At 70.8% G+C, this 14,723-nt stretch carries 18 protein-coding genes and 1 pseudogene; 13 read left to right on the forward strand and 6 right to left on the reverse strand.

The window, feature by feature from the left end; translation table 11 throughout:
• Positions 1-14: 14 nt before the first annotated feature.
• The 6 genes from AB0J80_RS02110 (at position 15) to AB0J80_RS02135 (ending at position 4,334) form a co-directional block, all read left to right on the forward strand.
• Complete coding sequence (locus tag AB0J80_RS02110) at positions 15-671, forward strand: DUF6758 family protein (protein WP_364699301.1); 657 nt, start codon at positions 15-17, stop codon at positions 669-671.
• Between the two features lie 129 nt (positions 672-800).
• Positions 801-959 carry a hypothetical protein gene (locus AB0J80_RS02115; protein WP_023562582.1) on the forward strand — a complete coding sequence of 53 codons (159 nt, stop codon included), beginning with the start codon at positions 801-803 and terminating at the stop codon, positions 957-959.
• Positions 960-968: 9 nt separating this feature from the next.
• Positions 969-1,865, forward strand: coding sequence for a PH domain-containing protein (locus tag AB0J80_RS02120; RefSeq protein WP_364699303.1), 897 nt, complete (start codon positions 969-971; stop codon positions 1,863-1,865).
• Positions 1,866-1,908: 43 nt separating this feature from the next.
• On the forward strand, positions 1,909-2,760 hold the full coding sequence (locus tag AB0J80_RS02125; RefSeq protein WP_364699305.1) for a PHP domain-containing protein: 852 nt from the start codon (positions 1,909-1,911) through the stop codon (positions 2,758-2,760).
• A gap of 52 nt (positions 2,761-2,812) precedes the next feature.
• Positions 2,813-3,427 carry a MarC family protein gene (locus tag AB0J80_RS02130; RefSeq protein ID WP_364699307.1) on the forward strand — a complete coding sequence of 205 codons (615 nt, stop codon included), beginning with the start codon at positions 2,813-2,815 and terminating at the stop codon, positions 3,425-3,427.
• A 91-nt stretch (positions 3,428-3,518) separates the two neighbouring features.
• Positions 3,519-4,334 (forward strand): PD-(D/E)XK nuclease family protein, encoded by an 816-nt coding sequence (locus AB0J80_RS02135; RefSeq protein ID WP_364700149.1) that lies wholly within the window; start codon positions 3,519-3,521, stop codon positions 4,332-4,334.
• A 28-nt stretch (positions 4,335-4,362) separates the two neighbouring features.
• Here AB0J80_RS02135 and AB0J80_RS02140 read toward each other — a convergent pair whose 3' ends face one another.
• Together AB0J80_RS02140 and AB0J80_RS02145 are read right to left on the reverse strand one after the other, a co-directional pair.
• Positions 4,363-5,223: an oxygenase MpaB family protein gene (locus AB0J80_RS02140; protein WP_364699309.1), complete on the reverse strand. Its 861-nt coding sequence runs from the start codon at positions 5,221-5,223 to the stop codon at positions 4,363-4,365.
• 147 nt (positions 5,224-5,370) lie between these two features.
• A complete protein-coding gene (locus tag AB0J80_RS02145) occupies positions 5,371-5,805 on the reverse strand; it encodes a Fur family transcriptional regulator (protein ID WP_364699311.1) in 435 nt (144 codons plus the stop codon).
• Between the two features lie 213 nt (positions 5,806-6,018).
• On the opposite strand from AB0J80_RS02145, the gene AB0J80_RS02150 reads away from it, so the two are divergent.
• Positions 6,019-6,498, forward strand: coding sequence for a DUF2231 domain-containing protein (locus AB0J80_RS02150; RefSeq protein WP_364699313.1), 480 nt, complete (start codon positions 6,019-6,021; stop codon positions 6,496-6,498).
• Between the two features lie 224 nt (positions 6,499-6,722).
• On the opposite strand, the gene AB0J80_RS02155 is transcribed toward AB0J80_RS02150, so the two are convergent.
• Positions 6,723-7,055: a translation initiation factor 2 gene (locus tag AB0J80_RS02155; protein ID WP_364699315.1), complete on the reverse strand. Its 333-nt coding sequence runs from the start codon at positions 7,053-7,055 to the stop codon at positions 6,723-6,725.
• A 56-nt stretch (positions 7,056-7,111) separates the two neighbouring features.
• Between AB0J80_RS02155 and AB0J80_RS02160 the strand changes: the two genes are divergently transcribed.
• Positions 7,112-7,297 carry a hypothetical protein gene (locus AB0J80_RS02160; RefSeq protein ID WP_364699317.1) on the forward strand — a complete coding sequence of 62 codons (186 nt, stop codon included), beginning with the start codon at positions 7,112-7,114 and terminating at the stop codon, positions 7,295-7,297.
• Between the two features lie 44 nt (positions 7,298-7,341).
• On the opposite strand, the gene AB0J80_RS02165 is transcribed toward AB0J80_RS02160, so the two are convergent.
• A complete protein-coding gene (locus AB0J80_RS02165) occupies positions 7,342-7,527 on the reverse strand; it encodes a hypothetical protein (protein ID WP_364699318.1) in 186 nt (61 codons plus the stop codon).
• A 704-nt stretch (positions 7,528-8,231) separates the two neighbouring features.
• Here AB0J80_RS02165 and AB0J80_RS02170 point away from each other — a divergent pair.
• Positions 8,232-8,405, forward strand: a complete 174-nt coding sequence (locus AB0J80_RS02170; protein WP_364700196.1) for a hypothetical protein — start codon at positions 8,232-8,234, stop codon at positions 8,403-8,405.
• A 14-nt stretch (positions 8,406-8,419) separates the two neighbouring features.
• Here AB0J80_RS02170 and AB0J80_RS02175 read toward each other — a convergent pair.
• Positions 8,420-8,593, reverse strand: a pseudogene (locus tag AB0J80_RS02175) (FmdB family zinc ribbon protein); the annotation flags it as partial.
• Positions 8,594-8,630: 37 nt separating this feature from the next.
• On the reverse strand, positions 8,631-9,257 hold the full coding sequence (locus tag AB0J80_RS02180) for a 5-formyltetrahydrofolate cyclo-ligase (RefSeq protein WP_364699320.1): 627 nt from the start codon (positions 9,255-9,257) through the stop codon (positions 8,631-8,633).
• 81 nt (positions 9,258-9,338) lie between these two features.
• Between AB0J80_RS02180 and AB0J80_RS02185 the strand changes: the two genes are divergently transcribed.
• The 4 genes from AB0J80_RS02185 to AB0J80_RS02200 are packed head-to-tail and all read left to right on the forward strand — an operon-like array spanning position 9,339 to position 14,604.
• On the forward strand, positions 9,339-11,678 hold the full coding sequence (locus tag AB0J80_RS02185) for a diguanylate cyclase (RefSeq protein WP_364699322.1): 2,340 nt from the start codon (positions 9,339-9,341) through the stop codon (positions 11,676-11,678).
• A 51-nt stretch (positions 11,679-11,729) separates the two neighbouring features.
• Positions 11,730-12,656, forward strand: coding sequence for a UTP--glucose-1-phosphate uridylyltransferase (locus AB0J80_RS02190; protein WP_364699324.1), 927 nt, complete (start codon positions 11,730-11,732; stop codon positions 12,654-12,656).
• Positions 12,653-13,963 (forward strand): gephyrin-like molybdotransferase Glp, encoded by a 1,311-nt coding sequence (glp, locus tag AB0J80_RS02195; RefSeq protein ID WP_364699326.1) that lies wholly within the window; start codon positions 12,653-12,655, stop codon positions 13,961-13,963. Before AB0J80_RS02190 ends, glp begins: the two co-directional genes overlap by 4 nt.
• Positions 13,963-14,604 carry a GNAT family protein gene (locus AB0J80_RS02200; RefSeq protein ID WP_364699328.1) on the forward strand — a complete coding sequence of 214 codons (642 nt, stop codon included), beginning with the start codon at positions 13,963-13,965 and terminating at the stop codon, positions 14,602-14,604. The genes glp and AB0J80_RS02200 overlap by 1 nt, the downstream gene beginning before the upstream one ends.
• Positions 14,605-14,723 lie beyond the last annotated feature (119 nt).

Here is a 14,723-nt window from a genome sequence, read left to right on the forward strand (position 1 = left end):
GGGTGGGTGTCACCGTGAGTTGCCCCCGTTGTGCTGCGCAGGTTCGGCCGCCGGACCTGATGCACACCGAATGGCGCTGCGACAATTGCGGAGACGTCCATCCGTTCCACGTCGCCGAGCACATCGGGCCGGAGATCATCGAGAGCGCCCTGCGCCAGCCCTCTCCCGAGCACATGCCCCTGTGGTGCCCGTGGCCGCTGCCCGCGGGCTGGATGGTGACCGGCGTCGGCTGGGCGGGTGACGACCGATCGGGCGTACGCGCGACCGCCCTCTCCTGCAGTGGGCCCGACCCGCTCGGTGGTGGCCCGGCTGACCTGGTGCTCATCGCCGAACAGCCCGGCGTCGGCCTCGGTACGCGCTTCGCCGGCATCCCCGGTATCGACCCCGGTTACCTGATCGCCGAGGCGCTCGGCGACGGCGGCGGGCGGCCCGGCCCGCACGCGAAGATCAAGGCCGGTGGGCACCCCACTCCACTGTGGTGCGTCAAGTCCCCGGAGGACCGAAGCGCCTATGTGAGTGAAGCCAAAGGAATGTGGCTCTATGCGGTAGCGTGGCCGGCAAGCGCGGGCTACTTCCTCGCCGAGCACGTCGTCCTGCACGACCTGTCCGAGGGGATTCCACCCGAGCTCGTGTACGGAGCGCCGTCGCCCTACCTGCACGGCCGGGTCTGATCTCTGCCCGGTTGACCTGCGGGAACGGTATCGGCTTTTCGGTCACATTGTTCACACACAGCAGCGAAACTGATACCGTGAGTGTTGCCGCGGCGTCGACCGTACCCGCAACGGAGGAGCAGGCCCGCCATGATCAAGAAGGTCCTCACCTGGCTTGGCATCGCATTCTTGATCTTCTTCATTGCGTTCAACCCGAACTCGGCCGCGGCCGTCTTCGAGTCGCTCGGTTCCACGATCGGCGACATCGCCCGCGGTTTCGGAACCTTCTTCACCAACCTCGTCGCTTAACATCGCCGTATGGGTCCTGGTGAGCCGCGGCAACCTGATGGTGAGGGTGCGCGTCGCCCTCAGGACGACGACGAGTCCTTCGGCTACAACGATCCGGCGTTCGAGGACGACCGTCCGGAGTACACGCCGGGCCGGGCGGCCGCCAGCAGCGGCCCCGGTTACTCACCGGACGCGGGCTACTCGGCCGACGCCGGCTACTCCCCGAGCGCGGGCTACGGCGACGACTTCGAGACCCGTGAGCAGGAGCGTTACCGCGATCCGGGCGAGTACGAAGCTCCCGTGTTCACCGAGGAGGAGCTGCAAGGCCTCGGTGGTGACGGCTCTGCCGTCCCGGGTGGACCGCGTCGCGTGCTGCCGCTCGAGGACGAGCCGACCACACTGGTCTCGCGCTATCTCTTCCCGACCGAGCGCTACCGTGGCGAGTGGAAGCGGCACTGGATCCACCTCTCGACGCCGCTCCTGATCGGCATCGGCGCGACGCTGCTGCTCGGTTACCTCGCCGGCTTCCTCACCCGGCAGAACATCGACGGCCTGGTGACGGCCGCCGTCCTCATCTGGCTCGGCGTGATGGGCTGGGTCGCGTGGAAGGTCGGCGACTGGTATTTCGACCGCTTCATCCTCACCAACAAGCGGGTCATGGTCGTCAACGGCATCATCACCCGCAAGGTCGCCATGATGCCGCTGCTGCGGGTCACCGACATGAAATACGAACAGACCGCACTCGGCCGCATGCTGAGCTACGGCACGTTCGTGCTCGAGTCGGCGGGTCAGGACCAGGCGCTGCGCGAGGTCAAGCACCTGCCGAACCCCAACGAGCTCTATCTGCGGGTCGTGGAGGAGATGTACGAGCCGCAGGCCGTCGAGGCACGACTCGGCAAGGACGGTGACGCGGGCGACGACGCCTGACGTCCACAACCGGCCGCGAGCACCGACCCGGTAGCGTCGCCGGGTGACCAGAATCGACCTGCACTGCCACTCGACCGCCAGTGACGGCACGCTGACCCCGGCCGAGCTGGTCCGTGCCGGTGCCGCGGCGGGTCTCAGCGTGATGGCCATCACCGATCACGACACCACCGGCGGCTGGGACGAGGCCGCGGCCGCGCGGCCGCAAGGTCTGACTCTGGTACGCGGTGCCGAGCTGTCCTGTCGCTGGTTCGGCGTCGAGCCGTCCATCCCGCTGCACCTGCTCGCATACCTGTTCGATCCGCGGGAGCCCCGCCTCGCCGCGGACCTCGCGCGCCTGCGCAACGACCGGGAGCAGCGGGCGGAGAAGATCGTCGAGCTGCTGCGCGCGGACGGTGTGGACATCAGCTGGCCCGAGGTCAGCGGCTACGCGGCCGGAGGCTCGGTGGGCCGGCCGCACATCGCCCAGGCGCTGATCCGGGCCGGGCTCGTGCGGACCACCGACGAGGCGTTCGCCTCCCGCTGGCTGGGCGCGCGCTACTTCGTACCGAAAGCCGATCTTGATGTGTTCGAGGCCGTGCGGGCGGTGCGGGAGGCGGGCGGCGTCACCGTCTTCGCCCACCCGAATGCGACGGTGCGCGGGCGGATCGTGCCGGACAAGCTGATCGTGGACCTCGCCGCGGCCGGCCTCTTCGGACTCGAGGCCGATCACGAGGACCACACCCCGGAGCAGCGGGCCCATGTGCGAGCGCTCGCCGGAGAGCTCGGCCTCGTCGTCACGGGATCGTCCGATTTCCACGGCACGCACAAGACGGTGCGCCTGGGGGCGTTCACGACCGAGCTCTCCGCGTACCGGAAAATCGTGAGCGCCGCCACCGGAGTGCCGGTCCTGGGGTGACGGTTCTCGCAGTTCAGGGCGCGGATGCGGCCCGGCCGCCTAGGTTGGGCGCGTGGATCTGAAGTTGTTCGGCGAGGTCTTCGTGACCCTCCTGGTGATCGTCGACCCGCCGGGCATGGTGCCCGTCTTCCTCGCCCTGACCGGCACGATGCCGACCAAGGTACGGACGCGCGCGGGCACGCAGGCGGTGCTGCTGGCCCTCGGCGTCATCGTCGTCTTCGCGGTGGCCGGACAGACGCTGCTGGACTACCTGCACGTCCAGCTGCCGGCCCTGCAGGGCGCCGGCGGCCTCCTGCTGATCCTGGTGGCGTTGGAACTGCTCACGGGCAAGACGGACGAGCCCTCGGAGCAGGGCGGCACGAGCAACGTGGCGCTGGTGCCGATCGGCACGCCGCTGCTGGCCGGCCCGGGCGCGATCGTGGCGACGATGCTGTTCGTGCAGCGCGCGGACGGCGCGGCGGACTACACGGTCATCGGGCTCGGCATCGTGGCTGTGATGTTCATCGTGTGGCTGGTGCTGCGGTTCTCCGGCGGCATCGTCAAGCTGCTGCGGCCGGGTGGGATCGAGGTGCTGACCCGGATCGCGGGTCTGCTGCTCGCCGCGATCGCCGTGCAGCTCATCGCCGACGCGGTCGGGGCGTTCGTCAAGCTCTACGCCGCCGGGTGACGGTTTTGTCGGGGGGTCCTGGCAGGATTGAACCGTGCCCAGGACCTCGCCGCGAACCGCCGCCGTACCCGAGCAGTTGGGGTTCGCCGGCATGCCCGAGCGCCTCTTCGTCTGCACGCCGAGCAAGCTCGGCGCCTACCTCGACTGCCCGCGGCGTTACCGCTACACCTACGTCGACCGGCCCAGCCCGCAGAAGGGGCCGCCCTGGGCGCACAACTCACTCGGCGCGAGCGTGCACACGGCCCTCAAGAACTGGTATGCGCTGCCGGCCGCGCGCCGCAGCACCGCCGCCCTGCCCACCCTGCTGAAGTCGACCTGGGTGCGTGAGGGCTACCGCGACGTCGACCAGGAACGCGTCACCTACCGCAAGGCCCTCGAGTGGCTCGACACCTATGTGGCGGGCCTCGACCCGGCGGAAGAGCCGCTGGGCGTCGAGCGTGTGGTGGCGACCAAGACCGCGGTGCTCGCCTTCAACGGCCGAGCCGACCGCATCGACGGGCGCGACGGCGAGGCGGTGATCGTCGACTACAAGACCGGCCGGTCGGGGCTGGACGCCGACGATGCGCGCGGCTCGCAGGCGCTGGCGCTGTACGCGTACGCGGCCCAGCGAGTGTTCCGCCGCCCGTGCCGCCGTGTCGAGCTGCACCACCTGCCGAGCGGCACGGTGGCGGCGCACGAGCACACGGAGGAGTCGCTGGCACGGCAGGTCACCCGCGCGGAGAACGCGGCGCGGGACATCATGGCGGCGGAGAAGGCGGTGGCTGCCGGGGCGGATGCGGACGAGGAGTTCCCGGTCAACCCGGGGTCGCTGTGCGGGTGGTGCGACTTCCGGCGTACGTGTCCGGCGGGGGCGGCGACGGCGGCCAAGGAGCCATGGGCTGCTGTGGAGCATCTGGAGCGGGCGTAGGTGGTTTCCTGCGCCTCGTTCGTGGCCGTCAGGCCAGGCCGGCTCGTTCGAGGGCTTGGCGGCGCATGGGAGGCACGCGGTAGCGCCGAGGCATGGCGGCGAGGGCGCCCTTGATCAGGAGCCGCAGGCCGCGGACCGACAGGTCGGCGGACATGTCGGTGGTCGGCCAGCCGAGGCCGCCGTACATCTTCCGGGCCCAGGGCGGCAGTAGCGCAAGCGCGGTGGACGCGATGCCGAAGTAGGCCCAGCGCGCGGGTCCGAGGGTGAGTCCGAGCCGCAGGGAACGGCTGCCCCAGGACTGCGGCACCGGCGGCACCGTCAGGAACACGGCCGTCTCCGCGCTGTCCCTGGTCAAGCCCAGCTGCGGCTGCATCATCGCGTAGTAGTCCGCAACCTCGTCGGCGGTCGCCGGCACGGTCGTCGGGTCCAGGCCGACCAGCTCGGCGGCACGCAGCTGCTCGGTGTAGTACCGGTCGACCTCGTCGTCGGTCAGCTCCAGCCCCGCACGGCGCGCCGTGATGAGGAACGACTCCACCTCGGCCACGTGCACCCAGCGCAGCAGCTCGGGCTCGTCGACCCGGAACGTCTCACCGGTGCGGGGATCCGTCGCGGTCATCCGCGCGTGCAGGCGCCGGATGCGTCCCGCCACGCGCTCCACTTCGGCCGTGGTCCCGTAGAGGACGGTGCCCACATACTCCGAGGTGCGCTCGAAACGCCCCCACGGGTCCGACCGATACCCGGAATTCTGAGCGATCGCCGCGACGGCGCGGGGGTGAAGGGCTTGCAGATAGAGCGAGCGCAGGCCGCCGATCGTGACGATGGGCTCTTCGTGCACCTTCCAGGTCACCGAGTCAGGGCCGAAAAGCCCGAGGTCGACGGCAGTCGTCATGAGTCCAGCGTGCCACGGCGGAGGTGAAGTTGAACAGGTTCAGCTTTGTTTTCCGGGTAGCGGCCGGCTTCCCGCGCCTTCGATGACAGGGTGCTCGAACGACTAGACGCGTGTTCTGGGCGGTCGTCTCTTGCGTACTCTCGGCGCTCAGGCGGCGCGGTCGGCCTGGCGGGTCTTCTGGCAGGCCGGGCACAGGCCCCAGAACGTCACTTCTGCCTCATCGACGTCGAAACCGTGACCGGCACTGGGATCGAGGCACGGCCGCTCGCCGACCACGCAGTCGACGTCCTCGATCGTCCCGCAGCTGCGGCAGACGATGTGGTGATGGTTGTCGCCGACCCGGGCCTCGAACCGTGCCGGGCTCCCGGCGGGCTCGATACGCCGGGCGAGGCCGGCTCGGGACAGGGCGCCGAGCACGTCGTACACGGCCTGGGTCGACACCGAGTCCAGCCGGGCGCGGACCTGCCGGGTGATCTCCTCGACCTCGAGGTGGCCGCCCTGGGTCAGCACCTCGAGCACCGCCACCCGCGGCCGCGTCACCCGCAGGCCCTGGCCACGCAGGAGCTCTTCGGCGGTCGGCACCTCACCATGACAGCACGCCGGAGGGCACCGCTCAACCTGACCAGGGGCGGACGGTCACGAGAGCTGCGCCGGCCGGGCACATTCCGGACCCGTGCGACCGTACCGGTGAACCGGATCGTTCCGGCACGCGTAAGCGCGAACAGGGGGATGTTCCACACGCAGGTTGGCCCTAGGCTTGCGCCCAAGATTGTTTAACGTTCAAGGAGGCTGACCGTGTTCGATCAGATCAACGGCATGCCCGTCCACGCCCTGGTGCTGCACGCCGCGGTCGTGTTCGTGCCGCTCCTCGCCGTCGTCGCCGTCGTCTACGCGGTCGTGCCCCGGTGGCGACCCAAGATCGGCTGGGCCGCCGTCCTGCTGGCCCTCGCCGCCCCGGCCTCGGCATTCGTGGCGATGGAGTCGGGAGAGAAGCTGTACGACCGGCTCGTGGCCAGCGGAATGACCGGCCCGCCGCTGGAGAAGCTCGACGCGCACTCGGGCTTCGGGCGGTTCACGTTCTTCGCGGCGCTCGCCCTCGGGCTCGTGACCCTGATCATGGCCTTCCTGACACTCCGCCCCACCGCCAAGCCCCTACCGCGCGCAGCCGACGTGTTGCTGATCGTGGTCGTGCTGGCGTTGGCGGCGGTTTCCGGCTATTACGTCTTCAGGACCGGAGACTCGGGCGCCCAGGCGGTGTGGGGAACGACGTCCTGACGAGCAGCCGTCCCGGCCGCCATGTGGGGTGGCGACCGGGACGGTGGTCGTTGGTGTCCCGGGTGGTCAGTCCCGGGACGTCTTTCGTCGCGGAACCTGCCTTCCGAGCGCCAGAACGTCGGGCGTCGGCGGGGCGTCTTGAGGCAAGCCGCCAGCACGGTGATCAAGCGTGGGTGGTGGGGTGCCGGCGCGGTGTCGGGGTGGTCGTGCGCCGGCGGCTGAGGTCAGAAGATTGCGCGGGCGCAGAGCAGGCACATGAGGATCAGGGCTATGGCGCCCGCCACCAGGCCGACGCCGTAGGTCATCGTGCGGGCGGCGCCTTCTGACTCTTCCAAGGCGTCCATGTTCTGTGCCGGCATGCTGCGCGGCGGGGGCGGCTCTGACACGATCGGCGGTCGCCAGTGTGGTGAGGCGGGCGCCGGACGTGGGGGGCCTCCGTACGACGGCTTCGGCTCGGGGGCCGGCACGGGGCGGTCGGCGCCGAACTGGCCGGCATCCGAGTCGGGGCGCTGCCAGTAGGCGTCGTCGTCGGATCCGGTCGAGGCGCTCACGTTCATCGACGCTACATCCATCGGGTGCCGACAGCGCGCGCGACGCGGCCTACCCTCATACCGTGGACATCCTTGACGAACCCGACCGCGACGCTGACGCCGAGCGCACCGTGGACTTCGAGTCCGAGGAAACGCCGCTGCTCCCGGAGCAGACCCGGGACGACACGGAGCGCGGCTGGGGCTACAGCGGAAGCGGGGACTCGAACGACGATCGCCTCCTGGAGGACCGGCCGCCGCACTGGGGCTGATCCGTCGGCCATCTGCTCGGACCCTCGGCCGCCTGGCGCGGGGCTCAGGGGTCGGGGTGGATGATCACGACGTAGCCGCCCGCTGCGTATCTGACGGTCTCCTTCGCGACCGCCGGCGTGAGTGCGACCAGCAGTCCGCCGGTGAGTGGGTCGTCCGTGCCCGTCACCTCGAGGACCAGCGCCGCCCTGGCCGTCGGCTCGGCGCTTCGTCCTGCGCGGAAGAGGTCCACCCGGTTGCCGGCGCGGACGAGTCTCAGTGCGGCCGGTTCCGTCAGGCGGACCGGAACGCCGACGGTGCCCGGTGGGGCCGCTAACCGCGCAGGAGCGGCCGACGCTGAGGCGACGGGTGGCGTTCCTGCTTCGGGATCGACGGTCGAGACGCCGACTCGCTCCGGCGGCCTTGAGCCGGTGACGTCCGGGCGGCCAGACGGTGGCGACCCACGGGCAAGGGGCGTCGAAGGATCCGCCGACTCGTTCGAGGGCGCATGGTCTGGGCGGGCGGCCGACGAGTCGTCGACCGGCTCTGTCCCACGCCTGTCAACCGGCCCGGCGCCTTGCTTGTCGACACGCCTCGCTTCCGGCAAGTCGGCGCGCCGCCCGGCGCTCGCCGGGGTCTCCGCCTGCCGGGCGCCCCAGGGCGGTTCGCGCGGCGCCGTGCAGGTGGCCGGTTCTGACCAGATCAGGGTTGCCGCGGTCGCCAGCAGCACGGCCACCGCCGTCAGACGGAGGAAGGCTCTTGCTTCCGGCCTGCGCCGGCGCACCGGGTCGAGGGTGGGGTCGGGTCTTGTTCGCACGTCCTGAAGCTAGGCATTTCGCGGGTGGGCCGTCGCCGTGCCTGTGGACAACCGTGCGTTGTGGATAACCCCGGAAACCGGAGGCCCGCCCGATAGAAAGGACGGGCCTCGCCGGCGTGCTGGCGGGTCAGGAAGCGGTCGTGGCGGCGGGTGACGCCGTCGAGGTCGAAGAGGAGGTGGCCGCCGGTGCCGACGACGTGGTGGACGACGTCGACGAAGAGTCCGACTTGCCGTCGGACGACGAGGACGTGGTCGACGGGGTGGTCGACGACTTGTCCGAGCTTCCGTTGCCCGAGCGGGAGTCCGTGCGGTAGAAGCCGGAGCCCTTGAAAACGATGCCGACCGAGTTGAAGACCTTGCGGAGCTTCCCGCCGCAGGTGGGGCACTCCGTCAACGCCGGGTCGGAAAAAGACTGCACCCTCTCGAGCTGCTCCCCGCACTCGGTGCATGCGTACTGGTACGTGGGCACTGGTCCTCCGCGTCGATCTCGATGGCTTGGCACTCGCCGTCTACGAGTGCCAATGCTCCGTCATCGGATGTTATTTCGTCCAGTCGAGCGCCTCGCTGAGCCCCTGGCCCGGTGTGATGACCGCCCTGACGCGCCGGTCGTGGGGCTCGGCCGGCACGGAATTCAGCAGCTCACCGTCGTGGAGCAGGGCGACGGTGAACGCCGTGGCGGGAACACGGGCGAGGGCGCGGTCGTAGGAGCCGCCCCCGCGACCCATCCGGAGGCCGTGCCGGTCGACGGCGAGTGCCGGGACGACGACAAGGTCGGCTTGGGCGATGGCCGCGGGGCTCAGGCGAGGGCCGACCGGCTCCAGAAGACCTCGTGGACCGGAGCGCAGGGATGAGGGTCCCTCGTAACGGGCCCAGTCGAGGTCGCCGTCGGGCAGGAGGACGGGCAGCAACACCGCGGAGGTCGTCGGGGCGGCGGCGCGGAGGACCTCCGGCAGATCGCGACCGCCGGGCTCACTGCCCACGGGAGCATAGGCCGCGATCACTTTGGGTGACTGGAGGCGTACGCGGGTGGCGAGGGCCGACTGAATGGCGGAGGCGGCTGAGGTGAGCTCTTCGGGGCTTTTTGATCTACGTACGGCGAGCAGGCGATCGCGCAACGCAACTTTCGCGGGTTGCGGCCTTTCGGCGTCACGGGCGAAATCCGGCATGCAACACCCCCTTTGTAAAAGCGGCAAACGGTGCGCACTATGTCAGCATCGCTCCAAAGAAGGCCACTTCCGGGAGGACGCGTGACTCTGCGTGGCCGACTCACCACTGCTTTCCTGGCGGTCGTGCTCGGTCCGGTTCTGCTCGGATCCTTCTTCGTCGGGATGACGGTGACCACGGTGAGCCGGGACCGGACGGTCGAGCGGCTCGATCATGCCGCAACGACGGTACGAGCCGCGATGGGTGCCCTCTGTGGTCAGCTTCAGGCCGTGGCAGACGCAGTGGCCGTGCTGCCGGAGAAGGACCGACAGCCAGCGGCGGACCAGATGGTGATCCGCGGACTGGCTGCCGAGGTGCGCATCACGCCCGACGATCGTGCCGGCGACGCGGGGGTCGCCGGGACAACGCCGGGAGGCGCGGGTTCCGCCCAAGACGGGGAACGCGACTGCGCGGTGCCGGCGGCGGGGCAAGCCGCGGGCCGAGGCTCGGGTTCGGGGCCCGCCGGAACGGGAGCGCAGGGAGCGAACGCGGTTCAGAACATCGGCGGCGCCGGGCAGTCCGGGAAGGCGCCCGGCGAAACGCGGCAGGAGCCGGACGCTGCGACGGACGTCTCCGCGTCGATCAGCGCCGTGACGGCGAGCGCTCGGCAGGGCGACACCCTGGTCCTCGCCGTCGCGCGGGTCGACGACGGGCTGATTAAGCGGCTCTCCGGCACCAGCGGCGCCCGAGTGGCCTTGCACAGTGGCGGGCTGGGGCCGTACACGAAAGAGATCGCCCGCGGGCCAGGGCAGCCGCTGCCTCTTTCCGTCACCGTTCCCGGGCGGGCACCGATGCCGCTCTACATGCTGCTCGCGGTTGCCGTTCTGATTGTCGTCGTGGTCGCGATCGTGGCTGCCCGGTGGCTGGCGCGGTCGACGACCCGGCCGCTCGAGGAGCTGGCGTGGGCCGCCGGGAAGGTCGCCGACGGGGAGCTCGGGGTACGGGTGCCGGTCGGGCGGGACGACGAGATCGGGCGGCTCGCCGGGACCTTCAACCGGATGACGCGGGAGCTGCAGGCGTACGTGCAGGCGTTGACCTCCAGCCGCGATCAGCTACGCGGGCATCTCGCGATTCTCGGTGACACCCTCTCCAGCACTCACGACCTCCATCGCATACTTCAGGTCATCCTTCGCACTGCTCGCTCCGCCAGCGGGGCACGTGCGGGGATAGTGCTACTCATCGATCCTGCCGACGGGCAACTGGTCGGGCGGTGCGCCGAAGGGCTGACCGGGCGGTGGGATGTGCCGGAGGCTGAGCTCTCCTCGCTGCGGGTGCCTCTCGGGCACGGGATTCTCGGTGCCGTAGCGGCCGGCGGCGAACCGCGACGGGGGTTCTGCGGGCTCGGTGGTGGGATCGACGAGCCGCCCTGCCGGACGTACGTGGCCGTGCCGATCTGTGCGCCTGCCACGGTGGAGGACCCGCTTGTGCCGGGGGAGCGGGACACGGCCGAGGAGCCGGCCACACTCGGGGTACTCGCGCTCTACGACCGGCTCGGTGCCGACGAGTTCGACGACGCCGACCTCCTGATGCTGCGGACGTTCGCCGGTCAGGCGGGAGTCGCCGTGCACAACGTCCGAGTGCACGAGGAGGCGCAACGGCTTTCCCTGACGGACCCGCTCACGGGCCTGTGGAACTACCGTTACCTGCGGGAGTCGTTGCGCCGCGAGGTGGAGCGGGCCAGCCGGTTCGGGCGCAAGCTCACCGTGCTGGTGCTCGACCTCGACCACTTCAAGGAGGTGAACGACACGTACGGGCATGCCGCCGGCGACACCGTGCTCGGCGAGTTCGCCCGGCGGGTGCGGGTGGGGCTGCGGGAGGTCGACGTGGCCTTCCGGCAGGGCGGTGAAGAGTTCGTGGTGCTGCTGCCGGAGACCGACGCGTACGGCGGGATCGTCGTCGCCGAGCGGCTCGGAGCGGCGGTCCGGGACATTCCCGTGCCCGTCGACGGGCGGCGCCAGGACGGGGACGACGGGACGGGCGTCGAGCGGGTGCCGATCACGGTTTCGATCGGGATCGCCGTCTATCCCGAACATGGGGGAACGGCCCAGCAGGTCCTCGACGCGGCGGACAACGCGCTGTACGCGGCGAAGAACGCGGGCCGGGACACGTACAGGCTCGCCGGGCCCGCCGGCGGGAGTTCACGAGCTGTCAGCGACCAGTCGGGGCCGCGAGGTGCGGCCACCGGCCCGTCCGGCCTCACGGTGGATGCCGGGCGAAAGACCAGCGGCTCCCCGGCCGCCGGTGATGTGATCGATGAAGCCGTCGGTGATGTGATCGACAAACCAGTTTCGGCGAGGGTTACCGAGGGGCATTTCGAGCACTCGGAACCCGTGACGGGCGCGTCCGGCGGGCCACACCCGCCGCGGCAAGGCCGTGGCCGATAGTCTCGCGACATGTCCGGGCACGAACTGAGCGAAGGTGCGGTGACCCCTCAGATGAGCACGCAGGCACATGCGACCGGCCGTCGAGCCGTCAAAGCCGTCATTCCGGCGGCTGGGCTCGCTACCCGATTCCTGCCGGCCACCAAGGCCGTCCCGAAGGAGTTGTTGCCTGTCGTGGACCGTCCTGTCCTCCAGTACATCGTGGAGGAGGCGGCCGCGGCGGGAATCACCGATGTGCTGCTAGTGACGGGCCGGGGCAAGACGTCGATGGTCGACCACTTCGACCGGCGGCCCGACGTGGAGGCGCGGCTCGAGGAGAAGGGCGACACCGAGCGGCTCGCGGCGGTCCGGCGTACGAGCGAGCTCGCGGACATCTACACCTGCCGCCAGGGTGAGCCGCTCGGGCTCGGGCACGCCGTCGGCGTGGCCGCGTCGCACGTCGGGGACAACGCCTTCGCCGTCCTGCTCGGTGACGAGTTCGTCGAGGAGAGCCAGCCGCTTCTTCCCGCGATGCTGGACCTGCAGGCCGAGACCGGAGGCATCGTCCTTGCCTTCATCGAGGTGTCGCCCGAGGAGACGAGCCGGTACGGCATCGCCTCCGTCGAGGCCGAAGCCGGGCGGGGCGACGACGTCGTGAAGGTCACCGGGCTTGTGGAGAAGCCCTCGCCGGCGGAGGCGCCGAGCAATCTGGCCGTGGTCGGCCGGTACGTGCTTCCCGCGGCCATCTTCGATGCGATCAACAACACCAAGCCGGGCAGCGGCGGCGAGATCCAGCTGACCGACGCCATGGCGCAGCTGCTCGCCGAGGGCGTGCCGGTGCACGGCATCGTCTACCGCGGCCACCGGTACGACACCGGGATGCCGCTGGGCTACCTGCAGGCCGTCGTTCAGCTCGCGGTGCAGCGGCCCGATCTGGGTGCCGAGTTCCGGCAGTGGCTGAGCGAGTTCGTGGCCACGGAAACCGGCGGTGCCAAGGGATGACGGCCACGGCCGATGCCGAGGCGGCCGCCAACGAGCTGATGCCTCTCGCCGAGTACCTGGGCAGCGTGCTGCGCAGGTTACGGGCGCTGCCTCCGCTCGACCTCGACCTCACCCAGGCGCACGGCAACGTCCTCGCCAACGACGTGCTGGCCCCGCACCCGTATCCGGCCTTCGACCAGGCCGCGATCGACGGGTACGCGGCCCGCTGGGAGGACCTCGCCGCCGCCGGGCGGATCGGCTCGCACCCGTCCTTCGGCGCGTTCGAGGGCGGGTTGCGGCCGGTACGGCTCAACGTCGTCGGTGACCTGGGCGCGGCGAGCTGGCGACCGGTCCGGCTGACCCCGGGGACGTGCTTCTCCGTGGCGGCCGGGGCGCCCCTGCCGATCGGTGCCGATGTCGTCGTGCCCGTGCACTGGACCGACCAGGGCATGGCGGCCGTCGAGATCCTCCACGCGCCGAAACGGGGTTCCGGAGTCCGGCGGGCCGGTGACGAGCTGCCCGTCGGCCGGGTCCTCGCGACCGCCGGCTCCTATGTGACGCCCGCCATGGTCGCGGTGTTCGCCGCGTCCGGCATCGGGCACGTCGTCGTGCGGCCCAGCCCGCGGGTCGTCGTGGTGGCCACCGGGGACGAGCTCGTCGACGTGGGCCGGCCCAGCCAGCCCGGCCAGGTCGTGGACGCCAACTCGCACGCGCTCACCGCCGCCGCCGTCGAGGCCGGTGCTCTCGCGTACCGGATAGGGATCTGTGACGACGACCCCGAGGGCCTGCGGGGGTTGCTCGAGGACCAGACGCTGCGGGCCGACCTGATCATCACGACCGGCGGGACGGGTACGGGGCCCGGCGACATGCTGCGTCGCGTGCTGTCCCGGCGCGACCCCGGGCGGGGTGCCGTCGAGTTCACCGACGTCGCCCTCTGTCCCGGTGCGACGCTGGGGTTCGGGACCGTCGGTGGCGAGGAAGTGCCGGTCGTGTGCCTGCCGGGGGAGCCCGGTGCCGCCCTCATCGGGTTCGAGGTGCTCGCCCGGCCGGTCATCCAACTGCTGGCCGGCGCGGAGCCGGTGTTCCGGCCCAGCGTCAAGGCGCACCTGTTGGAGACCATCTCCTCGCCGGGCGGGCTGCGGGAGTTCCGGCCTGCGCATGTAGCCGAACGGCGCGGCGGCGGCTACACGGTGCAGCCGCTCGCCGGTGGGCCGTACACTCTGTCCGGCCTCGCCGAAGCCAACGGTCTGCTGGTGCTCGGCGAGCGGGTCACCGCGGCCGCGGCCGGGTCGACCGTCGACGTGCTGCTGCTCGACCGGAGGCGATGATGCTGGGGTCCACGCCCGGATGGCCTGCCGTCCTGGCGGACGGGCCCGTGCTGCTACGGCCGTACAGGCGCAGCGACGCGCGCGCGTGGTCCGAGGTCCGCATCGCCAACCAGGCGTGGCTCAGCCCCTGGGAGTCGGCGCCGCCCGGGCCGTGGGCGGAGATGAACTCCCCCCGGGCTTACCTGTACGTGTACCGGGACATGAAGCGGGCCGCGCGGCGTGGCGACAGCATGCCGTTCGCGGTCTGCCTGCGGGAGGGCGCCGACGCGGAACGACTGGTCGGCCACATCAACCTCGGCAGCATCGTCCGGCGGGCGTTCAGCTCCGCCTACGTGGGGTACTGGGTCGACTCCCGCGTCGCCGGTCGCGGGGTCATACCGACCGCGCTGGCACTCGCCGTGGACCACGCGTTCGGGCCGGGCGGGCTGCACCGCGTGGAGATCAACATTCGGCCGGAGAACGGGCCCAGTCGGCGGGTCGTCGAGAAGCTCGGATTTCGCGAGGAGGCGTACCACCCGCGCTACATGCACATCGACGGCGCGTGGCGCGACCACCTCGGGTACGCCATGACGAGTGAGGAAGTCGCCGCCGAGGGCGGCCTCGTCGCGCGGTGGCGCAGGTTACGTACCACAGCAAAATGATCATCCCGTGCTCGCCGGCCCGGCGCGCCGCGGCGATTTCCGCAGCTCTCGCCCGTAATCTCGGGGAGATTGCGACTTTTTCGTGACCGGGACGCGACCGCCCGGCGCGATCTGAAGGC

Source organism: Actinoplanes sp. NPDC049548, from assembly GCF_040676695.1.
GTDB lineage: Bacteria > Actinomycetota > Actinomycetes > Mycobacteriales > Micromonosporaceae > Actinoplanes.